23 protein-coding genes and 2 pseudogenes are annotated in these 21,071 nt (G+C 70.7%); 17 read left to right on the forward strand and 8 right to left on the reverse strand.

Going from position 1 to position 21,071, the window contains the following annotated elements; genetic code table 11:
• Positions 1 to 32: 32 nt before the first annotated feature.
• Together H9L21_RS00295 and H9L21_RS00300 are read right to left on the reverse strand one after the other, a co-directional pair.
• Positions 33 to 335 (reverse strand): DUF4235 domain-containing protein, encoded by a 303-nt coding sequence (locus tag H9L21_RS00295; RefSeq protein ID WP_154597236.1) that lies wholly within the window; start codon positions 333 to 335, stop codon positions 33 to 35.
• Positions 335 to 625 (reverse strand): WhiB family transcriptional regulator, encoded by a 291-nt coding sequence (locus H9L21_RS00300; protein ID WP_154597235.1) that lies wholly within the window; start codon positions 623 to 625, stop codon positions 335 to 337. Before H9L21_RS00300 ends, H9L21_RS00295 begins: the two co-directional genes overlap by 1 nt.
• Positions 626 to 754: 129 nt before the next feature.
• Here H9L21_RS00300 and H9L21_RS00305 point away from each other — a divergent pair, with 129 nt between their 5' ends.
• From H9L21_RS00305 to H9L21_RS00320, 4 genes are read left to right on the forward strand one after another with little or no spacing between them, the layout of a single operon-like run.
• The gene (locus tag H9L21_RS00305) at positions 755 to 1,636 is read left to right on the forward strand and encodes a MerR family transcriptional regulator (protein WP_154597234.1); all 882 of its coding nucleotides are present in this window, start codon (positions 755 to 757) and stop codon (positions 1,634 to 1,636) included.
• A 4-nt stretch (positions 1,637 to 1,640) separates the two neighbouring features.
• Positions 1,641 to 2,444 carry a crotonase/enoyl-CoA hydratase family protein gene (locus tag H9L21_RS00310; protein WP_154597233.1) on the forward strand — a complete coding sequence of 268 codons (804 nt, stop codon included), beginning with the start codon at positions 1,641 to 1,643 and terminating at the stop codon, positions 2,442 to 2,444.
• 48 nt (positions 2,445 to 2,492) lie between these two features.
• On the forward strand, positions 2,493 to 3,257 hold the full coding sequence (locus H9L21_RS00315) for a class I SAM-dependent methyltransferase (RefSeq protein WP_154597232.1): 765 nt from the start codon (positions 2,493 to 2,495) through the stop codon (positions 3,255 to 3,257).
• A gap of 1 nt (position 3,258) precedes the next feature.
• Positions 3,259 to 3,861, forward strand: a complete 603-nt coding sequence (locus H9L21_RS00320) for an IMPACT family protein (protein WP_187411641.1) — start codon at positions 3,259 to 3,261, stop codon at positions 3,859 to 3,861.
• Positions 3,862 to 3,870: 9 nt separating this feature from the next.
• Here H9L21_RS00320 and H9L21_RS00325 read toward each other — a convergent pair whose 3' ends face one another.
• Positions 3,871 to 4,389 carry a TetR/AcrR family transcriptional regulator gene (locus H9L21_RS00325; protein ID WP_154597231.1) on the reverse strand — a complete coding sequence of 173 codons (519 nt, stop codon included), beginning with the start codon at positions 4,387 to 4,389 and terminating at the stop codon, positions 3,871 to 3,873.
• 126 nt (positions 4,390 to 4,515) lie between these two features.
• Between H9L21_RS00325 and H9L21_RS00330 the strand changes: the two genes are divergently transcribed.
• The 4 genes from H9L21_RS00330 to H9L21_RS00345 all read left to right on the forward strand — a co-directional run bounded on the left by H9L21_RS00330 (position 4,516) and on the right by H9L21_RS00345 (position 8,354).
• Positions 4,516 to 6,021 (forward strand): MFS transporter, encoded by a 1,506-nt coding sequence (locus tag H9L21_RS00330; protein WP_154597230.1) that lies wholly within the window; start codon positions 4,516 to 4,518, stop codon positions 6,019 to 6,021.
• A 19-nt stretch (positions 6,022 to 6,040) separates the two neighbouring features.
• A complete protein-coding gene (locus H9L21_RS00335; protein ID WP_154597229.1) occupies positions 6,041 to 6,847 on the forward strand; it encodes a hypothetical protein in 807 nt (268 codons plus the stop codon).
• A gap of 25 nt (positions 6,848 to 6,872) precedes the next feature.
• Positions 6,873 to 7,358, forward strand: a complete 486-nt coding sequence (locus tag H9L21_RS00340) for an NUDIX hydrolase (protein WP_187411642.1) — start codon at positions 6,873 to 6,875, stop codon at positions 7,356 to 7,358.
• A gap of 84 nt (positions 7,359 to 7,442) precedes the next feature.
• Positions 7,443 to 8,354 (forward strand): EamA family transporter, encoded by a 912-nt coding sequence (locus tag H9L21_RS00345; protein WP_187411643.1) that lies wholly within the window; start codon positions 7,443 to 7,445, stop codon positions 8,352 to 8,354.
• Here the strand turns inward: H9L21_RS00345 and H9L21_RS00350 are convergent.
• Entirely contained in the window at positions 8,284 to 8,838 is a 555-nt protein-coding gene (locus H9L21_RS00350) for a TetR/AcrR family transcriptional regulator (protein WP_255467108.1), read from the reverse strand. The two genes, H9L21_RS00345 and H9L21_RS00350, sit on opposite strands and share 71 nt — an antisense overlap.
• A 53-nt stretch (positions 8,839 to 8,891) precedes the next feature.
• On the opposite strand from H9L21_RS00350, the gene H9L21_RS00355 reads away from it, so the two are divergent.
• The 4 genes and pseudogenes from H9L21_RS00355 (at position 8,892) to H9L21_RS00365 (ending at position 13,144) form a co-directional block, all read left to right on the forward strand.
• Positions 8,892 to 10,424 carry a carboxyl transferase domain-containing protein gene (locus tag H9L21_RS00355; RefSeq protein ID WP_187411925.1) on the forward strand — a complete coding sequence of 511 codons (1,533 nt, stop codon included), beginning with the start codon at positions 8,892 to 8,894 and terminating at the stop codon, positions 10,422 to 10,424.
• A 5-nt stretch (positions 10,425 to 10,429) separates the two neighbouring features.
• A pseudogene (locus H9L21_RS00360) lies at positions 10,430 to 11,617 on the forward strand (ATP-binding protein); the annotation flags it as partial.
• 400 nt (positions 11,618 to 12,017) lie between these two features.
• On the forward strand, positions 12,018 to 12,221 hold the full coding sequence (locus H9L21_RS15390; protein ID WP_255467109.1) for a biotin/lipoyl-containing protein: 204 nt from the start codon (positions 12,018 to 12,020) through the stop codon (positions 12,219 to 12,221).
• Positions 12,218 to 13,144 carry a hydroxymethylglutaryl-CoA lyase gene (locus tag H9L21_RS00365; RefSeq protein WP_255467110.1) on the forward strand — a complete coding sequence of 309 codons (927 nt, stop codon included), beginning with the start codon at positions 12,218 to 12,220 and terminating at the stop codon, positions 13,142 to 13,144. Before H9L21_RS15390 ends, H9L21_RS00365 begins: the two co-directional genes overlap by 4 nt.
• Positions 13,145 to 13,236: 92 nt before the next feature.
• On the opposite strand, the gene H9L21_RS00370 is transcribed toward H9L21_RS00365, so the two are convergent.
• Positions 13,237 to 13,920 carry an EcsC family protein gene (locus tag H9L21_RS00370; protein WP_154597226.1) on the reverse strand — a complete coding sequence of 228 codons (684 nt, stop codon included), beginning with the start codon at positions 13,918 to 13,920 and terminating at the stop codon, positions 13,237 to 13,239.
• A gap of 87 nt (positions 13,921 to 14,007) precedes the next feature.
• Here H9L21_RS00370 and H9L21_RS00375 point away from each other — a divergent pair, with 87 nt between their 5' ends.
• The 4 genes from H9L21_RS00375 (at position 14,008) to H9L21_RS00390 (ending at position 17,145) form a co-directional block, all read left to right on the forward strand.
• On the forward strand, positions 14,008 to 14,970 hold the full coding sequence (locus H9L21_RS00375; protein ID WP_154597225.1) for a phosphotransferase: 963 nt from the start codon (positions 14,008 to 14,010) through the stop codon (positions 14,968 to 14,970).
• Positions 14,967 to 15,623, forward strand: a complete 657-nt coding sequence (aat, locus tag H9L21_RS00380) for a leucyl/phenylalanyl-tRNA--protein transferase (protein ID WP_154597224.1) — start codon at positions 14,967 to 14,969, stop codon at positions 15,621 to 15,623. Before H9L21_RS00375 ends, aat begins: the two co-directional genes overlap by 4 nt.
• A 98-nt stretch (positions 15,624 to 15,721) precedes the next feature.
• Entirely contained in the window at positions 15,722 to 16,000 is a 279-nt protein-coding gene (locus H9L21_RS00385) for an HU family DNA-binding protein (protein ID WP_146826569.1), read from the forward strand.
• A 71-nt stretch (positions 16,001 to 16,071) separates the two neighbouring features.
• A complete protein-coding gene (locus H9L21_RS00390) occupies positions 16,072 to 17,145 on the forward strand; it encodes a CPBP family intramembrane glutamic endopeptidase (protein WP_154597223.1) in 1,074 nt (357 codons plus the stop codon).
• Positions 17,146 to 17,215: 70 nt separating this feature from the next.
• Here H9L21_RS00390 and H9L21_RS00395 read toward each other — a convergent pair whose 3' ends face one another.
• The 3 genes and pseudogenes from H9L21_RS00395 to H9L21_RS00405 form a co-directional block, all read right to left on the reverse strand.
• Positions 17,216 to 19,531, reverse strand: coding sequence for an MMPL family transporter (locus H9L21_RS00395; protein WP_154597222.1), 2,316 nt, complete (start codon positions 19,529 to 19,531; stop codon positions 17,216 to 17,218).
• A 43-nt stretch (positions 19,532 to 19,574) separates the two neighbouring features.
• A complete protein-coding gene (locus H9L21_RS00400) occupies positions 19,575 to 20,168 on the reverse strand; it encodes a TetR/AcrR family transcriptional regulator (RefSeq protein WP_187411645.1) in 594 nt (197 codons plus the stop codon).
• Between the two features lie 49 nt (positions 20,169 to 20,217).
• A pseudogene (locus H9L21_RS00405) lies at positions 20,218 to 20,536 on the reverse strand (rhodanese-like domain-containing protein).
• A gap of 158 nt (positions 20,537 to 20,694) precedes the next feature.
• Here H9L21_RS00405 and H9L21_RS00410 point away from each other — a divergent pair.
• Positions 20,695 to 21,069, forward strand: a complete 375-nt coding sequence (locus tag H9L21_RS00410) for an ATP-binding protein (protein WP_187411646.1) — start codon at positions 20,695 to 20,697, stop codon at positions 21,067 to 21,069.
• Positions 21,070 to 21,071 lie beyond the last annotated feature (2 nt).

Here is a 21,071-nt window from a genome sequence, read left to right on the forward strand (position 1 = left end):
CGTTGAGCCGACGTTCCGAGCGCGAGAAGCGCTCAGTCGCCGGGCCACTCGCCGGTCGCCTTGGCGAACGCCTTGGCTCCCTGACGCTGGACGATCGCCCGGATGCCGGAGAAGATCGCGCCCTGGACGACCGCGGCCAGCACGATCTCCTTGAGCGGGAACTCCGACTGGGTCGGCCCGGGGGCGTCCCCGGTGCTGTTCGGACTGGCCCGTTTCCAGATCTGCTTGAAGATCGCGGTGGCGATGACCCCCGCGACGATCGAGGAGATCAGTCCGATCGGCTGGTACAGGATCTTGGCCGACGTGCTGGCCTTGCCCTGCTTCGAGCCGGCCATCAGACCGCGGCCGACACGCGGCCGGCCAGGATCTCGGCGCGTTCGGACTCGGTGAGTCCGCCCCAGACGCCGTACGGCTCCTGGACGGCGAGCGCGTGCTCGCGGCACCGGTCGATGACCGGACACGTGGCACAGACCGCCTTGGCGGACTCTTCGCGACGGTGACGCTTCATGCCGCGTTCGGCTTCGGGTGAGAAGAAGACCGAGGAATCGACGCCCATGCAGGCGCCATCCCACTGCCATTCGTAGGACTCGATGATCGGCGACGGAAGTCGCTTGATGTTAACCATGAAACCTGCCCCTTCCCCAAGGGTGAGGATTTGACCCGGGCTGGGTGCACAACCCGGTCAAGTAGTCCGACCGTACTAGTCAATCTATTCACTTGGCAAGTAGCTTGAATAAGTTTTAGGATCTGACCCATGCACCGCCGGTGGACCGTGGGCGCGCTCTCCGAAATGCTGGGAATCGCCGCCCCGACGCTTCGCACGTGGGAGCGTCGATACGGCGTGGGGCCCACGTTCCGTACGACGGGCGGCCACCGGCGCTACACGATCATCGACGCCGACCGGGTGGCCACGATGGCCCGGTTCATCGAGGACGGACTCTCGGCCCACGACGCGGCCGACCGGGTCAAGCGACTGGCGCCGCACGAGCTCGCGGCCATCGTCGGGTCCGGCCCGGAAGGACTACGTGCCTCCGGCCACGAACAGGCGGTCTTCGAGATTCTCGCCGGCACGAAGGAGTTCGACGCGGCCAAGGTCCAGTCGGTCGCTGAGAACGCCATCGCGCGCTTCGGCATCGAGGAGGCCTGGGACGAGGTGATCGCCCCGGCGATGATCGAGGTCGGCGTGCAGTGGGCGGACGGCCGGCTGGGCGTCGCGTCCGAGCATCTCGTGACCGCCGGCATCCTGAGCGCGCTGAGGGCCGCGGCGCACGAGCACCCCACCCGGGGCCCGTCCCGGGTCGTCCTGGCGTGCATCGAGGAGGAGCAGCACAAGCTGCCCATCGTCGCCCTCGGCGCGGCGCTGGCCAAGCGTGGTCATCCCTGGACCGAGCTGGGCGCACGCCTGCCGATCGAGTCGCTCGAGGCGTTCGTCACGAGCAGCAGTCCCGCGGCCGTGTTCCTGTGGGCCTCCTACGTCGGGCCGTCCGAGGAGGACCTGGTCCGGCTGGAGTCCCTGGGCCGGAGCACGCGCCTGCTCCTGGGCGGCACCGGATGGCCCGACGGCATGGCCACCTCGCACTCGTTGTCCCAGGCCGCGGCGCAGTTGCATGAGGCGCTGAGCCAGCCCCTACCCTGATGCCATGGCCGAACCCCATGTCGTCACCGAGATCGAAGGGCCCATCGCCCACGTCTGGCTGAACCGCCCCGACAAGTTGAACGGGATCACGTTCGACGTGCTCGACGGGCTGATGGAGGCGGCGGACCGGATCGAGGCCGATCCCAACGTTCGCGTGGTCCTGCTCGAGGGTCGCGGACCGTCGTTCTGCGCCGGTCTGGACTTCGGCTCGGTGATGGGCGACAAGAAGCGCGTCACGCGTTACTTCCTGCCGAACCCGTTCAAGGGGACGAACCGGTTCCAGGAGCCCTTGTGGGCCTGGCGCCGGCTCTCGGTCCCGGTCATCGCCGTCACCCGCGGTCACGTGTTCGGCGGCGGCATCCAGCTCGCGCTGGCCGCGGACTTCCGGTTCACGTCGCCGGACTGCCAGTGGTCGATCCTCGAGGCGAAGTGGGGCCTGGTTCCGGACATGAGCGGCACCGTCGCCCTGTCCGAGTTGGTCGGCGCCGACCTGGCCAAGCGCCTCGTGATGACCGGCGAGATCTTCTCCGGCGAGAAGGCCGTCGAGTACGGCATCGCCTCGGGGGTCGCCGAGGACCCGCTCAAGCCGGCTCTCGAGCTGGTCGACCAGCTCCTGGCGCGCTCGCCGGACTCGGTCGCGGCGTCCAAGCGATTGCTCAACGAGACGCGTCGCGCGCAGCCCCGCCGGGCGTTCTCGCTGGAGCGCAAGCTGCAGCGTGCGATGTTCAAGTCGCCCAACACCGCCATCGCCCGCAAGGCCGGCATGGCCAAGACCGAGCCGGAGTTCGGCCCGCGCACCTTCGGCTGAGCCCGTGCGTCGGTGCTCTCGTCAGCCTGTGATTGTTAGGGTTGCCCGGTGAACGAGGACAAGCCGAGCAAGAAGGTCGCCGACCAGTACGACCGGGGTTACGACTACACCCAGTACTGGAACAACCGCGACTACGAGAACGCCGCCGAGCAGGTGGCGATTCGCCGTCTGTTGCGGGGCCGCCACTTCGCCAAGGCCGCCGACGTCGGCGGTGGCTTCGGCCGCCTCGCGCTGTTGCTGCGCGAGTACGCCGACCGGGTCACGCTCGCCGAGCCCAGCCAGACGCAGCTCGATGCCGCCGAGAAGTTCCTCGCCGGCACCGATGTCATCCGCGAGCGTCAGCAGGCCGACGCCCTGAAGTTCGACGACGGCGAGCTGGACCTCATCACGATGGTCCGCGTCATGCACCACATCCCCGAGCCCACTGACGAGTTCGCCGAGATCGCCCGCGTCCTCGCGCCCGGCGGCACCGCGATCATCGAGGTCGCCAACTACGGCCACTTCAAGAACCGTCGCGCCTTCAAGAAGGCCGGCAAGGCGCTGCCGAAGGAGCCCGTCAGCATCCGCACTGTCGCGGCCGACGAGCCCGACGCGATCGCGTTCGTCAACCACAACATCGACACGGTCGTGAGCCAGTTGGCCGCTGCGGGCCTGACTCTGCAGCGCAAGCTCTCGGTCTCGAACCTGCGCAGCCAGAAGCTCAAGCGGATCGTGCCGACGAAGGTCCTCGTGGCCGTCGAGCGCGTCCTGCAGAAGCCGCTGGCCGCCAGCGACTTCGGTCCCTCGATCTTCTTGGAACTGCGCAAGAACTGAGGTGGCGGCCTACCGCACGATCGATCGACCGCTCGGCGGCACCGCCGAGGCCGAGATCGTCGTGCTCCGGTCGCGTTTCCTGGCGCGGGCCGGCCGGGTCGAGGACGAGGCCTCCGCGCGCTCGCTGATCGCGGAGGTCCGTGCCACCCACCACGACGCCCGTCACCACTGCACCGCGTTCGTCATCGGCCCGGACGGGTCCCTGCGCCGGAGCAATGACGACGGCGAGCCCTCGGGCACCGCGGGCCGGCCCATCCTCGAGGTCGTCTCGGGTCGCGAGGTCAGCGACGTGGTGGTCGTGGTGACGCGCTGGTTCGGTGGCACGCTGCTGGGGGCCGGCGGTCTCGGGCGCGCCTACGGCGACGCCACCGCCGCGGTCCTCGACGTCGCCGGAACGCGCGAGCGGGTGCTGTGGCGCCGCGCCCGGATCGTGGCGCCGGTCGCCGAGGTCGGAGCGCTCGAGAACCGGTTGCGGCGCAGCACCGACGTCATCGAGGTGTCGTACGGCGCCGAGCAGGTCACCTACGAGGTGGCGGCGCCGGATCTGGGGGTGCTCGATCGACTCGAGTACGAGGAGCTGGACCCGGTCTGGCGCGACGCCTGACCCGTCGCGTCACGGCAGGCGCTTGAGCACCTCGCGCACGTGGGTCAGGGCGTCCGGGTGGGCCAGGCCGGTGGTGTCGTCGAAGTAGAGGCCGTCGCCGATCAACTGGATCGTGCGGGCGAGCGCGACGTCGCCGAGGTGCTCGTTCAGCACGTCGAACCAGGCCTCGCGGATCTCGGCCAGGGCCGTGCGGGCACCGGCGTCGTTCTCCTGCGCGATGCGTGAGGCGGCGATCAGGGCACGATCGAAGTCGCTGCCGGAGTCGACCGAGGTCTCGAGGTAGAACTCGACGGGCCCCTGGGGTGCGGACAGCATCTTCGCCACGTCCGCGCGCGCCTGTTCGCGCAGCCGCTCGACCATCCCGTCGACCAGCGCCTCGCGGCTGTGGAAGTGGTAGAGCAGTCCGCCCTTGGACACGCCGGCTTCGGCGGCCACCGCGTCGAGGGTGGCCGCGCGGCTGCCGGTGCTGACCAGGAGTCGCTCGAAGGCGTCGAGGACGCGGTCGCGGGTGCTGCGTTCCTCGGCCATGCACCCAGCCTAGTGAGTGCGGCTCGCGGCGGGGGCGACACGCCCGAAGCCGTGACCCCGGTCACGAAAACGACTGTGACACCAGTCCTTTTGGAACTGTACCGTCTGGACGGTATAGTTCTTCTGATGTCGTCGTTCACCTCCTCCACCACGCGCGCCGGCCGCCGCGAATGGACCGCGCTGGCCGTGCTGATGATCCCTGTCCTGCTCGTGTCGGTGGACAACACGGTGCTGTCCTTCGCCCTGCCGGAGATCAGTCAGTCGCTGCGCCCGGGCGGCAACCAGCTGATGTGGATCGTCGACATCTACGCCCTGATGCTGGCGGGGCTGCTCATCGCGATGGGCAGCCTCGGCGACCGGATCGGGCGCCGTCGCCTGCTCGTGATCGGCGCGGTCGGATTCGGTGGCGCGTCGGCCCTCGCCGCCTTCAGCTCGTCCCCCGAGATGCTGATCGCCGGCCGGGCGTTGCTCGGGTTCTTCGGTGCGACGCTGATGCCCTCGACGCTGTCGCTGATCCGCAACATCTTCGAGGACGCGCGCGACCGCCGGACGGCCATCGCCGCCTGGGCCTCGATGTTCTCCGGCGGCGCCGTGCTCGGCCCGGTCGTGGGTGGCTACCTGCTGGAGCACTTCTGGTGGGGCTCGGTCTTCCTGCTGAACGTCCCGATGATCATCGTCTTCGTGCCGCTCGCCCTGGCGACGATCCCGGAGTCCCGCGATCCCCAGCCGGGCCCGTTCGATCCGATCTCGGTGGTCCTGTCGCTGCTCGCGATGGTGCCGCTGGTCTTCGCGATCAAGCACGGCGCCGGCCACGGTCTGGACGACACGACCCTCGCGTCGCTGGCGCTGGGCATCGTGGCCGGGTGGCTGTTCGTCCGCCGCCAGCAGCGCAGCTCCTCGCCGATGCTGGACCTGACGCTGTTCCGCAACCCCGTGTTCAGCGGGGCGCTCGCGGCCAACGCGCTCAGCCTCATGGCGCTCGCCGGCTTCCTGTTCTTCGGTGCCCAGTTGCTGCAGCTGGTGCTGGGCCTGTCGCCGATGGAGTCGGCGTTGGTGCTCGTCCCGGGCTCGGTCGCCACCATGGTGGCCGGCTTCGCGGCCGTGCGCGTGGTCGAGCACATCCCGCCGCGCACCCTCGTGCCGCTGAGCTTCGTCCTGTCCGCCGGCGGTTACGCGCTCGCGGCGTTCACCGGGCACCCGACGGTGGTCTCGGTGATGGTGGCCTTCACCATCTTGGGCATCGGGATCGGACTGGCAGAGACGATCACGAACGACCTGATCCTGTCCAGCGTGCCGCCGCAGAAGGCCGGTGCCGCCTCGGCGATCTCCGAGACGGCGTACGAGATCGGCGCGGTCCTCGGCACGGCCGTGCTCGGCAGCGTGCTGACCGCGACCTTCCGGTCGAACCTGACCATCCCGTCGGTCGCGCAGTACGGCGAGAACGAGAACGCCTTCGAGACGCTCGGCAGCACGATGCAGTTCGCCGAGAAGTTCGGAGACCCGGTGCAGGGCTGGATCGAGGCGTCGGCCGCGTCCGCGTTCGACCTGGGCGTCCAGTTCACGGCCGGTGCCGCGATCTTCGTCGCGCTGGGCGCGGCCCTCGTCTCGCGACGGACCCTGCGACGCGGCTGATCGGGCTTACACTCGGCCCATGCGGGGGCGCATCGCACTGGCCGGGGTGATGCTGCTGGCTGCCGGTTGCTCGACGGAGCCCGAGCGCACCGACCCGCCTGACGGGCTGACGGCCGAGGTCATGCAGTACCGCGGCAAGCGGTTGACGCGCGAGATCGCCGTGGCCGTCTCGAACGACACCGACCGACGGCTCGAGCTGACGTCGATGCGGCTCACCTCCAACCGGTGGTCCGAGCCCGTCCGGTGGAGCGGCAGCGACGAGGTCGGGGCGGGGTCGGGCACCGGACTCGACGTGGACCCGCCGACCGGCACGTGTCCCGAGGGGGAGGGACTGACGGCCTCGGCCGACCTCACGTACCGGTTCGGGGACGAGGAACGGCGATCGGTGCTGCCGGTCGAGGACCCCTACGGCGTGCTGCGTGACCTCGTCGACGGCGACTGCGGTGAGCAGGCGTTCGACGAGGCGGTCACGATGACCGTCGGCGCACCGCAGGTCCGGGGCGGCACGTGGTCGAGCCGGATCACCCTCACTCCTCGGCGCCCGAACGACACCGTGCTGCTGGGCTTCGCACCCACGCTGCGGTTCGCCTTCGGCCCTCGGACGCCGGCGGAGGTGGAGCTCCCCCTCGATCGCCCGCAGCGGCTCACGCTCGACGTCGTGATGGGCCGGTGCGATCCCCACATCGTGGCGGAGGACAAGGTCGGATCCCGTTTCGGCGCCTGGGTGCGGACGCCGGGGCTCGAGTACGGCTACTTCACGCTTCCGCTCGACGACGAGATCCACCAGTCGCTCGAGCAGTTCTACGCGCAGCGGTGTCGCCCGTGAGCGTCGGCGCTGGAACACTGGGCGCGTGACCGAGCACTACCCCAGCGACGACCACGCCGGAGAGCGCAGCCTGCTCGTCGCGGCCGCCTACGTGATCCTGCGGCGCGGCGACGAGGTCCTCCTGCAGTTGCGGGAGGGCACGGGCTACCGCGACGGCCACTGGGCGCTCCTGGCCGGCCACGTCGATCCGGGCGAGTCGGTCCACGAGGCGGCCGTGCGCGAGGCGTACGAGGAGGCCGGTGTCACGATCGATCCCGCCGATCTGCACCCGCTGACCGCCCTCCACCGGTTCGAGCGCGGCGGGCCCCAGGTGGAGCAGCGGCTGGACGCGATCTTCGAGGTCACCCGCTGGAGCGGCGAGGCAGGGCTGCAGGAGGCGGACAAGGCCGCCGAGATGGGCTGGTTCCCGCTCGACGACCTGCCCGAGCCGACCGTCCCCCACGAGCGCGACGTGCTCGATCTGCTCGCGGCCGGCCGGCCCGTCCCCCCGGTGATCTCGCTGCCGCTGTGACCCCGCCGCCGCTGGCGCGATCATGACGAAGGTTGGCGGGCCGGGCCCGGGCCGGACCCGGTCGTGGCGTGCGAGCATGGATCGGTGACCCGCCGCGACAGCCTGCTCGCCGTCCTCGTCGCGGTGATCTGGGGCTGCAACTTCGTCGCCATCCACGTCGGTCTGGCCGACGTCCCGCCGTTCCTGTTCCTCGCCATCCGGTTCACGCTCGTGGCGCTCCCGCTGGTCTTCTTCGTGCCACGGCCGCAGGCGCCGTTCGGCGTCGTCTTCAGCATCGGCCTGTTCATGAGCTTCGGTCAGTTCGGGTTGCTGTACCTGGCCATGGCGATCGGGATGCCGGCCGGACTCGCCGCCCTGGTCCTGCAGGCCCAGGTGATCTTCACGATCGTGATCGCCGCGGTGGCGCTGGGCGAGCGGGCCTCCGTGCGCCAGGGTCTCGGCGCGGTCATCGGGACGGCCGGACTCGTCGTCGTGGCGTGGGGCTTCCACCAGGACGCGCCGCTGGTCCCGTTGCTGGTGACGGTGGGCGCGGCCCTGTCGTGGGCGATCGGCAACGTCATCGCCCGCGCCGCGAAGGTGTCCTCGGGGCTGTCGCTCGTGGTCTGGTCGGCGCTGGTGGTGCCGGTGCCCTGTCTGGCGGTGTCCCTGGTGGTCGACGGTCCGGCCGAGATGGCCGATGCGATCGGCCGGTTCGGCCTCGGGGCGTGGGTCAGCACCCTCTACACGGTCGTGCTGGCGTCGCTGGTCGGGTACACGATCTTCAACCGGCTGATGGCGACCTATCCGGCGGCCAGTGTGGTGCCGTTCATCCTGCTCGTGCCGCCGGTGGGCGTGCTGTCGGCCTGGGTCGCCCTCGACGAGGTGCCCAGCACGCTGGAGTGGGTCGGCGGCGTCGTGATGATGGTCGGGGTGGCGGTCGCGACCGTCACACTCCGGTCGCGAGCACGCCCGCTCGGGCCATCGACACCAGCAGCTCTGACATCGCCTCCGGGCTGATGCGCGCCGAGTGCGGGGTCGAGTTGATCAGTCCGAACACCGCCTGGGTCGCGGCGCGTGCGGTGGCGCGGTCCAGGTTCGGACGCAGCTCACGCAGGGTGTCGACCCAGGCGTCGATGTAGGACAACTGCAGCTCGCGGACCGTCTGCTGGGCGTCGATCGAGAGGTTGGCCCACTCGCGGTCCTGGACGACGATCAGCGCCGGGTGGGTGAGGGCGAACTCGACGTGCCACGCGATCAGCGCGTCCAGTGCCGCCTCGGGCCCGGTGGCCTCGGACCGCCGCTGGCGGCCGCCTGCCAGCAGCTGCTCGCTGATCGAGGTGAGCGACTGGGCGAGGAGGTCCTCCTTGCCGGTGAAGTGCTTGTAGATCGCGGGTCCGGAGATGCCGCACGCCTCGCCGATGTCGTGGACCGAGACGCCGTGGTAACCGCGCGCGGCGAACAGGCCCGCGGCCGTGTCCAGGATCTGGTCTCGACGGCTCACCACAGGAGCATAGCAAGGACAGGTTAATGAGTGTTAACCTTCGAGCCGTGGACATGCGAGAGCTCGTCGCCGAGCTGAGGGAACGTACGGCGACCGCGCGGCGAGGCGGTTCGGAGAAGGCACGCGACCGGCACGTCGCGCGCGGCAAGCTGCTGCCCCGGGAGCGGGTCGACCGGTTGCTCGATCCCGGCTCGCCGTTCCTGGAGATCGGCGCGCTGGCCGCGTACGACATGTACGGGGAGGATCCGTTCGCCGTGCCCAGCGCCGGCATCATCACGGGCATCGGCCGGGTGTCCGGCCGCGACTGCGTGATCGTCGCCAACGACGCGACGGTCAAGGGCGGCACGTACTACCCGCTCACGGTCAAGAAGCACCTGCGCGCGCAGACGATCGCGGCCGACAACCACCTGCCGTGCCTGTACCTGGTCGACTCCGGCGGCGCCTTCTTGCCGATGCAGGACGAGGTCTTCCCCGACCGCGACGACTTCGGCCGGATCTTCTTCCACCAGGCTCAGATGTCGGCCCGCGGGATCCCGCAGGTCGCCGCCGTCATGGGCTCGTGCACGGCCGGAGGCGCCTACGTGCCGGCGATGAGCGACGAGTCCGTGATCGTGCGGGACCAGGGCACGATCTTCCTCGGCGGCCCGCCGTTGGTGAAGGCGGCCACGGGCGAGGTCGTCACCGCCGAGGACCTCGGCGGCGGCGAGGTCCACGCCAAGATCTCGGGCGTCGTCGACCACCTGGCCGACGACGACGACCACGCCCTGCAGCTGGTCCGTTCGATCGTCGACACGTTCGCGCGACCGGCGGAGCCGACGATCACCCGCCGCGAGGCCCTGCCGCCGCGCGAGGACCCCGAGGGTCTCTACGACGTCGTGCCGGTCGACTCGCGGACGCCGTACGACGTGCGCGAGGTCATCAGCCGGATCGTCGACGACTCGCGACTGCACGAGTTCAAACCGCTCTACGGCGACACGCTCGTGTGCGGGTTCGCGCACATCGACGGCTGGCCCGTCGCGATCCTGGCGAACAACGGGATCCTGTTCAGCGAGTCGGCGCTCAAGGGCGCGCACTTCATCGAGCTGGCCAACCAGCGCGGCATCCCGCTGGTCTTCCTGCAGAACATCACGGGGTTCATGGTCGGCAAGGAGTACGAGAACGGCGGCATCGCCAAGGACGGCGCCAAGCTCGTCACGGCGGTCGCGTCCAGCGTCGTCCCGAAGTTCACCGTCGTCATCGGCGGCTCGTTCGGCGCCGGCAACTACGGCATGTGCGGCCGCGCCTACGACCCGCGATTCCTGTGGATGTGGCCCAATGCCCGGATCTCGGTGATGGGCGGCGAGCAGGCGGCCTCGGTGCTGGCGACCGTGCGCGGCGACTTCGAGTCCCCGGAGGCCGAGGAGCGGTTCAAGGCGCCGATCCGTGACCAGTACGAGACCCAGGGCTCGCCGTACTACTCGACCGCCCGGTTGTGGGACGACGGGATCATCGATCCGGTCGACACCCGCCGTGTCCTGGCACTCGGCCTCGCGGCCGCGTCGCACGCCCCCCTTCCCACGCCGAACTTCGGCATCTTCCGGATGTGAGTGACATGGCTCTGCACTCTGTGCTCGTCGCCAACCGCGGCGAGATCGCCGCCCGTGTCCTGCGGGCCTGCCGCGAGCTGGGCATCCGCTCGGTGGCGGTCCACGTCCCCGGTGACACCGCGCACATCGCACTGGCCGATGCCGTCGTCGAGGTGCCCTCGTACCTCGACGGGGCCGCCATCATCGAGGCCGCGCGGTCCACGGGGGCCGAGGCGATCCACCCGGGGTACGGGTTCCTGTCCGAGAACGCCGGATTCGCGCGCGCCGTGACCGACGCCGGCCTGGTGTTCGTCGGGCCCAGCGCCGACGTCATCGAGGTGATGGGCCGCAAGGACCGCGCGCGCGAGGTCGCCGAGCGGGCCGGCGTCCCGGTCATGCCTCGGTACGACCCGCAGGCCGTCCCCGCGGACGCCTACCCGGTCCTGGTCAAGGCGGCGGCCGGCGGCGGAGGCAAGGGCATGCACGTCGTGCGACACCCCGAGCAGCTGGCCGAGGCGCTCGCGACGGCGGCGCGCGAGGCCCGTGCGGCCTTCGGCGACGACACCCTCCTGGTCGAGCGGTACGTCGAGGGCGGCCGTCACGTCGAGGTCCAGGTCTTCGGCGACGAGCAGGGGAACATCGTCCACCTGCTCGATCGCGACTGCTCGGTGCAGCGTCGTCACCAGAAGGTCGTCGAGGAGGCCCCCGCGCCCGACCTCGACCCCGGGGTGCGCGACCGGATCCGCTCGGCGGCCGTGGCCCTGTGCCGCGAGGTCGGATACGTCAACGCCGGCACCGTCGAGTACCTCGTGATGGGCCAGGAGGCGTTCTTCCTCGAGATGAACACCCGGCTCCAGGTCGAGCACCCCGTGACCGAGGAGGTCACCGCCACGGACCTCGTGCACTGGCAGCTCGCGGTCGCGGCCGGCGAGTCCCTGCCGCTGACCCAGGACGAGATCACGGCGGTCGGTCACGCGATCGAGGTGCGCGTCTACGCCGAGGATCCGGCAGCGGGATTCCTGCCGCAGGCCGGCCGGATCCGCGAGGTCTGGTGGCCGGGCGCCCGCGTCGAGTCCGTCATCGGCGACGCCGAGGGCGCGGATGTCACGTCGTCGTTCGACCCGATGATCGCCAAGATCGTCGTGGCGGGCGACGATCGCGCCGAGGCGGTCGACGCGATGGTCGAGGCGCTCGAGATGACGGCCGTGTTCGGCATCCGCAGCAACGTCGGCTTCCTGCGCCGGGTCGTGGACTCCGCGACCTTCCGCGACGCCGGTGATGGACACGGGCTGGCTGGACACGGCTCCCGAGGAGCTGTTGACCACTCCCGCAGTGCCCGCCCACGCAGCGGCGGTCGCGGCCCGGCTGCTGTGGCCCGAGCCCGACGACGGCTGGCGCTCGGCGGGCCCCGCGGCGCCGCTGAGAATGCCCGTCGTCGACGAGGAGGGCATCCGGCACGAGGTGACCGCCTGGTCCGACCACGTGCTGCCGGCGACCACGGACGGCGCACGGGCCTGGGTTGCTGTCGAGGGCGAGACCTACGTGTTCGAGCGGCCCGACGGCACGCGGCGGCCACGCGTCCTGCACGCCGGCGACGCCGAGGTCACGGCCCCGATGCCCGGCACCGTCATCGCGGTCGACGTCGCGCAGGGCGATCGGGTCGAGGCCGGCCAGCGACTCGGTGCCGTCGAGGCGATGAAGATGGAGCTCGCCCTGACCGCCGCCCATGCCGGCGTCGTCACCGAGGTCGCCACGCTGGGTCGTCAGGTCAAGATGGGTGAGTTGCTGTTCCACGTCGAGCCGTTGGAGGAGTCGTGACCGCACTGCCGATGGTCGAGCGTGACCCGTCCCTTCCGGACCGCGTCACGATCTACGAGGTCGGTCCGCGCGACGGCCTGCAGAACGAGTCCGCGATCGTCCCTGTCGACGTCAAGGTCGCGTTCATCCAGGAGTTGGTCGCGGCGGGCCTGCCGATCGTCGAGGCGACCAGCTTCGTTCATCCGAAGTGGGTGCCCCAGCTCGCCGACGCCGCCGAGGTCGTGGACCGGCTGCCCGTCTCGGGCCGCGTCCCCCTCCCGGTGCTGGTGCCGAACGAGCGAGGACTCGACCGTGCCCTCGAAGCGGGCGTGCGCCACATCGCGATCTTCGCCAGCGCCACCGAGACGTTCGCCGAGCGGAACCTCAACAGCTCGGTCGAGGGGCAGTTCGCGATGTTCGAGCCGGTCGTCCGGCGCGCGCTCGCCGAGGGCGTGGACGTCCGGGCGTACGTCTCGATGTGCTTCGGTGACCCGTGGGAGGGACCCGTCGACCCGGCCCAGGTCGTCCGCGTGGGCCGGCGCCTGCTCGATCTCGGCGCGTCCCAGCTGTCCCTCGGCGACACGATCGGTGTCGGCACCCCCGGCCATGTCGCGCGGCTGGTCCGGGAGTTCGGCGATGCCGGGGTGCCGGTCGACCGGTTGGCGATGCACTTCCACGACACCTACGGGCAGGCGCTCTCCAATGCCCTGGCCGCGCTGCGGTGCGGGATCACGACGTTCGACGCCTCCGCCGGCGGCCTGGGCGGCTGCCCCTACGCCGAGAGCGCGACCGGCAACCTCGCGACCGAGGACCTCGTCTGGATGCTCGACGGTCTGGGGATCGAGCACGGCGTCGACCTCGCCGCGCTGGTCAAGGCCAGCGTGACGATGGCGAAGGCGCTCGGCCGCGAGAGCCCGTCCGCGGTCGTGCGCGCCCTGGCCTGACCGCCCCCCTCCCGAGATTTGCTCCCTTTTCCACCTTTCAAAGACTCTGAAAGGTGGAAAAGGGAGCAAATCTCGTGCTCGGGGAGAGGCGCTCAGCGCTTGCGCTTGAGGCGGCGGTCCCTGAGCTCGCTCTGGGCGTAGCGGCCGACCTGCCAGGTGCCGAAGCCGTCGGCGCCGGCGCCGACTGCCCCGCCGAGCAGCGGGATGCGCTTGCCGGCGAGCATCAGGGCCCGGCGACCGATGGTGCGGCCGACCAACTCCCCGGTGACCTCCTTGGCGATCCGGTCGTCGAGCAGCGGATCGTGCACGGGCGACGTGGCCAGGGCCATCGGCGAGGACGGCAGCCGCTTCTTCTTGACCATCTCGGCCACGGTGTCCTCGCCGAGCATCACCGCGAGGACGGCGTTGCGCACGCGCGGATCCTCGAGGTCGTAGCCGCGCAGGTGGGCGATGCTCGCGACGAGGTGGCACTGCACGATCGTGACTCCGACGACGTTCGCGGGCACGGTGGCCGGGGCGAGGGCGATGCCGCCGATGTTGGTGACGAAGCCCTGCACGCCCGCCAGGCTGGTGTGCGACCGCACGAGGGAGGCGACCGCCTTCTCGACGTCACCGCCGTGCGAGGCGAGCTTGGCCCCGGCGGTCTCGATCACGGGGCGCAGCGGCCCGACTCCGTCGATCGCCATGTCCAGAACCGCGCGGACGTATCCCGATGCCACGCTGGGCACGACGCGCGTGCCGGCCTCCTTGGCGATGCGGTCCTTCATCATTCCCATGCCGCAAGCATAGGAAGGATGCGCGAATGCGCCCCTCGGTCGCGTCGCCGCGGGCGATGCGGGGCGTGCCGCCCCTAGGGTTGGCCCATGGTGCACGAGCCGTTCTCCACGCGGGTGGCGACACCGCAGTGGCGCACGGAGGCGGAGGGGTGGATCCGGGCGGCGTTGGCCGACCACGCGATCGCCGTCACCGGCACCATCGAGCAGCCCCGGATCCGTCCGTGGTCGACCCAGCTGACGGTGCCGACCGACCGGGGCGTGGTGTGGTTCAAGGCGGCCTGCCCGTCGATGGCGTTCGAGCCGGCGCTGCAGCAGGCGCTCGCGCGTCTGGTCCCCGGCTCGGTGCAGCACCCGCTGGCGGTCGAGCGCGACCGTGGATGGATGCTCACCCTCGACCACGGCCCGACGTTGGCGGACCAGCGCACCGCGACGTTGGAGGACTGGCGGCTCGCGCTGGCCGAGGCGGCGCGGGTGCAGCGCGCCCTGGTGCCGCACCGTGCGGAGCTGCTGGCCACGGGGCTTCCCGACGCCGGCCCTGAGACGGTCGTGGGCCGGTTCGACCGGCTGTTGCAGCTCCACGAGCACGCGACGGCTGGGCACGGTGCCCTGGTGGCGCCGGAGCGGATCGTCGAGCTCCGCGGACGCCGTTCCGAGCTGGTCGACGCCTGCGCGGAGCTGGCCGAGTCGTCGGTGCCGTCGACGTGGCAGCACGGCGACCTGCACCCGGGCAACCTGCACGAGGACGAGCGGATCGCCTTCTTCGACCTCGGCGACGGGATGTGGGCGCACGCGATCGAGATCCTGTCGGTCCCGTACGGCGTGGTCACCGGCGAGGGCTCGGTCCCGTGGCCGGAGGTCGTGACGGCGTGGACCGAGGCGTGGGAGATCGAGCCCGCCGAGTTCGACCGGCTGTGGCGGGCCTCGGCGCTCACGCATGCGGTGAACCGTGCGGTGACGTGGCACCGCGCCCTGGTGACGGCCACCGGCGCCGAGATCGACGAGTGGGGCGATGCGGTCGAGCATCACTTGGCGTCCATGCTGGACGCATGAAGCCGGTCCCCCTGCCACCCTCGCCGTGGACGTTCGATCCACGCGACTGGCCCCAGGACGACTGCATCGCGTACGGCGCCGACCTGGAGCCCGCCACCATCGTCGAGGCGTACCGCCACGGCGCCTTCCCGATGCCCGACCGCGACCTCCTGCTGTGGTGGTCTCCCCTGGAACGCGGGGTGCTGCGGCCGGGTGACCTGAGGATCTCGCGGTCGTTGCGGCGCTCGCTGCGGGGCTTCACCTTCACCGTCGACACCGACTTCGAGGCCGTGATCGACGCCTGTGCCGACCCGAGTCGCCCGGGGTCGTGGATCACCGCGTCGATCCGGTCGGCCTACCTGCGCCTGCACGATCTGGGCTACGCGCACAGCGTCGAGACGCGCGACGAGGACGGTCGGCTGGTCGGCGGGCTCTACGGACTCGGCCTGGGATCCCTGTTCGCAGGCGAATCGATGTTCCATCGCCGCACGGACGCCTCCAAGGCGGCGCTGGTCGCCCTGGTCGATCGGATGTCGGTCCTCCCGGAGTGGCTCATCGACACCCAGTGGCAGACGGAGCACCTGGCGACGCTCGGTGTCCAGGTCGTCTCCCGGGAGTCCTACCTGGCGACGATCGAGACGCTCGTCGACCGTCCCGCGCCCGTTTGGGACTGAAATCTCGCGACACGCCGAAGGCCCCCGGGGGGAAGCACCCCCGGTGCGCTCCCTAGACTGCTGGACGTACCCATCACATCCATTTCAGGAGCAGAATCGTGGCACTTTCCCGCAACGATCTCGTGGCCGAGCTGGCCGCCAAGACCGGCAGCACCAAGAAGGACGTCGACGAGTTCGTCACCGCCTTCGCCGAGCTCGTCATCGACTCGGTCGCCAAGGGCGAGAAGATCTCCATCCCCGGTGTGCTCTCGGTCGAGCGCGTCGCCCGCGCTGCCCGCACGGGTCGCAACCCCGCCACCGGCGAGACCATCGACATCCCGGCCGGCTTCGGCGTGAAGGTCAGCGCCGGTTCGCGCCTCAAGGCTGCCGCGAAGTAAGTCTTCGCCCCGACGCCCCCGCCCTGTGCACACAGGGTCGGGGGCGTCGTGCGTTGTGTGAGGATGCGGGGGTGACGCCTTACCACCGGCTGGCCCGCGAATCGCCCGATTTCGCCCACTGGCGACTGCCTGTGGCGGCGGTGCTGGGAATCGTGTTCTACGGCTCGATCTCGGTCGGTCTGGCCATCGTGTTGATGATCGTCCTGGTGGCGTCGGGCGCCGACACGGACGCGTGGCTCGACTCGGCCAGCACGGACATCGCGATCGACGACCCGGGGATGCTGCTGTTCCAGCTGGGCACCATCGCCGCCCTGATCCCCTGTGTCCTGGTGCCGGTGGCCGTGGTGTGGCGCCGTCACGTCGGGTACCTGCACTCGGTCGTGGGCCACCTGCGCTGGCGCTGGCTCGGCCGCTGCGTCGCTCTCGGGTTCCTCGTCGTCGGGGTCACCCTGGGGCTCTCCGTGGTCGTCGCGGCCGTGGTCGGGGACGACTCCGTCCAGTTCGCGTCGCTCGACGGTCGGGCCGTCGCGTCGCTGCTGGTCGTGCTGCTCGTCGTCCCGTTCCAGGCCTCCGCCGAGGAGTACGTGTTCCGTGGGGCGCTGATGCAGCTCATCGGCTCCTGGACCCGCTGGGCCGTCGTGCCGGTCGTGGCCACCAGCCTGCTGTTCGCCGCCGGCCACGTCTACGACTTCTGGGGCCTGGTCTCGGTGTTCCTGTTCGGTGTCATCGCCGCGGTCATGACGATCCGCACCGGCGGCCTGGAGGCCGCGATCGGGCTGCACATCGCGAACAACACCGTCCTGATGGTCCTCGACGTGCTGGGCCTGGTCGACTCCAGCGGCGAGGGCGCGGGGTTCCTCAACGAGGTCGTGCCGTCGACCGTGATGTGCCTGGTCTTCTGGGCGCTCGTCGAGTGGTCCGCCCGCCGGGGCGACCTCCAGCGGCTGAGGCCATCGCTGCCCCCGTTGCCGGCTCCTGTCCCGGCGTACCGCGTGGTCCCGCCGCCGCCCTACGTGCCGCCGGGCGTGCCGCCGCAGGCGGTCGCCCCGCCCGCGCCGGTCGTCCCCGTGGCCCCGCCGCCCCGTGCCGAGGTCCCGCCCAACGCGCCGTCCTACCCGGGGGATCCGGGCGTGTGGGACCGCTGAGCCGGTCCTGTCACGACGACGACGGGCCGCCCTCGGACGAATCCGAGGGCGGCCCGTACGCCGTGTCGGCTCAGACCTTGCTGTAGTGGTCGTCCAGGTGCGGACGGTGCAGGTTCTCGCCCTCGATGTCGACGTTGGGGATGATCCGGTCCAGCCACTTCGGCAGGTACCAGGCCTTCTCGCCCATCAGGTACATCAGTGCCGGGATCAGCACGAGACGCACGATGAAGGCATCGAAGATCACCGCGGCGGCCAGCGCGAAGCCCATCGACTGCACGATCGGCTCGTCCATGAAGATGAACCCGCCGAAGACCGCGGTCATGATCAGCGCGGCAGCCGTCACCACGCGGGCGCTGTTGCGGAACCCGTCGACGACGGCCTCGCGGTAGGACGCGCCGTGGACGTGGGCCTCGCGGATCCGGGTCACCAGGAAGACCTGGTAGTCCATCGCCAGCCCGAAGACCACGCCGATCAGGAAGATCGGGATGAAGCTGACGATCGGCTGGCCCGGGAAGAAGCCGAACAGGCCCTCCTGGAAGATCGCGACCGTCGCACCCAGGGTCGCCATGACCGAGAGCAGGAATCCCAAGGTGGCGGTCAGTGGCACCAGCAGCGACCGGAACACCATGACGAGCAGCACGAAGGCCAGGCCGATGACGATGGCCAGGTAGAGCGGCAGCGCGTCGGCGAGCATCTGCGAGACGTCCGCCTGGATGGCCGTCAGGCCGGTGACGCCGACGGTGGTGCCCGTCTGCTCCTCGATCGCCTCTTCGCCGTCGCGCAACGATTCCAGCAGTTCCTCGGTCGCGGTGTCCTCGGCGCCGGTGGACGGCTGGATGAGGATCATCGCGCCCTTGTCGTTGGCTGCGGCCGTCATCGCGTTGGCGACGTCGTCCTGACCGCTCGCCCACGCCGTGACGGCCTGGTAGGCCGCCTGCTGCTCCTGCGGGTCCTCCACGCCACGGGCGTCGACGACCAACAGCATCGGTGACAACCGGCCCGGGCCGAAGGCCTCGGTGACGAGGTCGGACGCCTTGCGCTGGGTGGTGTCCTTCGCCGCCGTGCTGTCGGTGGGCAGCGCCAGGTGCATGTCCTTGACCGGAACGGCGAGCACACCCAGACCCACGACGACGAGCAGCACCCAGGCCAGCGGCGCCTTGCGCAGGAACCGCGCCCAGCGGACGCCGTTGTTGAGGATGTGGCCGTTGGCCTCGCGCGCCGGGCGGTACCGGCGGAACGTGCCGCCGAACGCCTTGGACTTCAGCAGGCCCAGGATGGCCGGCAGCAGTGTGAGGGCGACGAGCACCGCGACGGTGACGGTCGCCGCGGCGCCCAGGCCCATGGCGGTCAGGAACGAGATCCCGACGACGCTGAGCGCGACGAGCGCGATGATCACCGTCAGGCCGGCGAACACGACGGCGGAGCCGGCGGTTCCGACCGCGACACCGATGGCCTCCTCGCGGTCGTCGGTGTGGTCGAGCTCGTTGCGGTAGCGCGCCAGGATGAACAGCGCGTAGTCGATGCCGACCGCCAGCCCCAGCATGCTGGCCAGGGCGGTCGTGCTGGACGGGACCTCGGTGATGGCGGTCATCGCGGTGATGGCGGTGATGCCGATGCCCACGCCGATGCCGGCCGTGACGATGGGCATGCCGGCCGCCACGAGCGAGCCGAAGGTCAGCGCCAGGATCACCAGCGCCAGCGCGATGCCGATCAACTCGGACGAGGCGCCCGCGGGCTCCATCGCCTGCATGGCCGACCCGGAGACCTCGACGGTCAATCCCGCGTCACGGGCGTCGTCCATCGCGGCCGTGACGGCATCTTGCATCTCGGGCGTGACCTCGAGGACCGTGGGCACGTCGAACGTGAACGCGATCGTGCCGACCCGGCCGTCCTCGGACAGCGGTGTGGCGGCACGGATCTGCGACTGCGCCTGGGCCAGCGCCGCGTCGCGGTCGAACGGCTGGCCGGCGTCCTTCGCCTGGGCCTGTGCCTGATCGATGCCCGAGGTCACCTGCCCCTCGAGGCCGGCCGCGGCCTCGACGGGACCGACGACGCCCTCCTTGACGTCCTCGATCGAGGCGATGTCGGCGACGAGCGATGCCACCGCGGCCGCCTGCGGCTCCTGTGCGAGCTTCTCGCCCTCCGGGGCGGCCACGACGATCGTGGCGCTGGGCGCGTCGACGGCGGCCGCGGCGGGGAAGAGCTCCTGCTGCAGCTCGGCGGCCTCGACCGACTCGATGCCGGGGATCGAGAAGGTGTTGGACATGGGCTTGGACAGGTAACCCGCGACGGCGCCGAGGCCCACGAGGGCCACCAGCCAGCCGGCGAGGAAGATCGGCCAGCGCCGGTAGGCGGTCTTGCCGAGTCGATAGAGCAGGGTTGCCATGCGGCGGTCGTCTCCTGGGGTGGGGGGTCGGGGATGGTGGTGGTCAGGTGTGAGCCGGCTCGAACAGCGAGCTCGTGGTGTCGAAGGCGAGGTCGAGGCACTCCGCGAACGTCCGGGTCGGTGTGGCGAGAGCTTCGTCGAGGGCGGCATCGCACACGGTGACGACGACGGCGCTCAGCAGACGCAAGGTGAGCGGTTCGATCGCCCGGCCCTCGCGGCGGGTGATCGCCTCGGACAGCAGCCGCGACTTCTCGACGAAGCGCTCGTGCACGGCGGTCATCAGGCGGGGGTCGCTGCACAGCAGGCGCCGGATCGCGTCGATCTCGGCGGGGTCCGGGGAGTCGGCCGCCACGGTCGCGCGCACGATCTCCTTCACGTCCACCAGGAGCCGACCGGTCGGCCCGCCGGCCCGGAAGGTCTCCAGCAGGTCGGGCTCCACCTCGTGCTCGGGACCGAGCACGGCGTCGACCTTGCCCGGCACGTAGTTGAACAGGGTGCGTCGCGAGACGCCCGCCCGTTCGGCCAGCTGGTCCATGGTGAAGCCGTCGAGTCCGCGCTCCTGCGTCAGCTCGCGAGCGCAGCGCGTGATCGTCAGGAGGGTTCGCTCCCGACGCAGTTGCATTGCACTCTTCGACACGGAGTGCAGTCTTGCACTCCGTGTGCCCCGGTGCAATCGGGGGCGTCCGTCAGGTCACGACGGTGCGGCCCGCCGCCTCCCACGCGTCCATCCCGCCCTCGAGGTTGATCGCCTCGTGACCGCGGTGGGTCAGCCACGCGGCGGCGTGCGCCGAGCGCTGGCCGAGGTGGCACACGACCAGGACGGGGCGCTCGGGGTCGAGCTCATCGACCCGGAACGGCAGGTCGCCGAGGGGGGATGTGGAGCGCCCCGGGCAGGTGTCCCCCGGCCCACTCGAACGGCTCGCGCACGTCGAGCACGATCCACTCGGCCGGGACCGGATCGGGCACCTCGGTGGGCTCGAGACGCGTGAGTTCGTGGTCGGTCATGAGACGGTGGACCTCCGGGAGGGCCTTGAAACGGTGGCGGTTGAATGGTTAATTGTTAGTAGCCACGGGTGCGCGCCGGCGAAGGCGCGCCCTCGCATGAGGCTGCAGGTCACCTGCCGGGGGAATCGAAAGGGGGACAGATGGTGCACAGTCGCGATGTGGTGCGACTGCCATTCGAGTCTTCCACCCCGGGCATCGCCCGCACGAAGCTGGCCGCATTCTTGACCATCAACCGGATCGACTCCCCGGTCATCGACAACGCCCTGATCGTGCTGAGCGAGATGATCGCCAACGCCGTCGCGCACGGCACGCCCGACCAGGACGGCACGATGGAGATCTCCTGGAGCATCGACGACGGTCTGCTCAACCTCAGCGTCCGCGACGCCGGCCACTGCACCGAGATGGTGCCCCGCCCGTTCGACGAGGACTCCCTCGGCGGTCGTGGCCTGTCGATCATCAGCCGGGTCGCCGACAAGTGGTCGGTCGACCTGACCGGCGGCACCTGCGTGCGCGCCGAGCTCGCGCTGGCCTGATC

It is taken from the genome of Aeromicrobium senzhongii, assembly GCF_014334735.1.
GTDB lineage: Bacteria > Actinomycetota > Actinomycetes > Propionibacteriales > Nocardioidaceae > Aeromicrobium > Aeromicrobium senzhongii.

Coding starts and splice junctions, on each gene's coding strand:
- H9L21_RS00295 (WP_154597236.1), bottom strand. CDS start 335: ATGGCCGGCTCGAAGCAGGGCAAGGCCAGCACGTCGGCCAAGATCCTG.
- H9L21_RS00300 (WP_154597235.1), bottom strand. CDS start 625: ATGGTTAACATCAAGCGACTTCCGTCGCCGATCATCGAGTCCTACGAA.
- H9L21_RS00305 (WP_154597234.1), top strand. CDS start 755: ATGCACCGCCGGTGGACCGTGGGCGCGCTCTCCGAAATGCTGGGAATC.
- H9L21_RS00310 (WP_154597233.1), top strand. CDS start 1,641: ATGGCCGAACCCCATGTCGTCACCGAGATCGAAGGGCCCATCGCCCAC.
- H9L21_RS00325 (WP_154597231.1), bottom strand. CDS start 4,389: ATGGCCGAGGAACGCAGCACCCGCGACCGCGTCCTCGACGCCTTCGAG.
- H9L21_RS00330 (WP_154597230.1), top strand. CDS start 4,516: ATGTCGTCGTTCACCTCCTCCACCACGCGCGCCGGCCGCCGCGAATGG.
- H9L21_RS00335 (WP_154597229.1), top strand. CDS start 6,041: ATGCGGGGGCGCATCGCACTGGCCGGGGTGATGCTGCTGGCTGCCGGT.
- H9L21_RS00355 (WP_187411925.1), top strand. CDS start 8,892: ATGCGAGAGCTCGTCGCCGAGCTGAGGGAACGTACGGCGACCGCGCGG.
- H9L21_RS15390 (WP_255467109.1), top strand. CDS start 12,018: ATGCCCGGCACCGTCATCGCGGTCGACGTCGCGCAGGGCGATCGGGTC.
- H9L21_RS00370 (WP_154597226.1), bottom strand. CDS start 13,920: ATGGGAATGATGAAGGACCGCATCGCCAAGGAGGCCGGCACGCGCGTC.
- H9L21_RS00375 (WP_154597225.1), top strand. CDS start 14,008: ATGGTGCACGAGCCGTTCTCCACGCGGGTGGCGACACCGCAGTGGCGC.
- aat (WP_154597224.1), top strand. CDS start 14,967: ATGAAGCCGGTCCCCCTGCCACCCTCGCCGTGGACGTTCGATCCACGC.
- H9L21_RS00395 (WP_154597222.1), bottom strand. CDS start 19,531: ATGGCAACCCTGCTCTATCGACTCGGCAAGACCGCCTACCGGCGCTGG.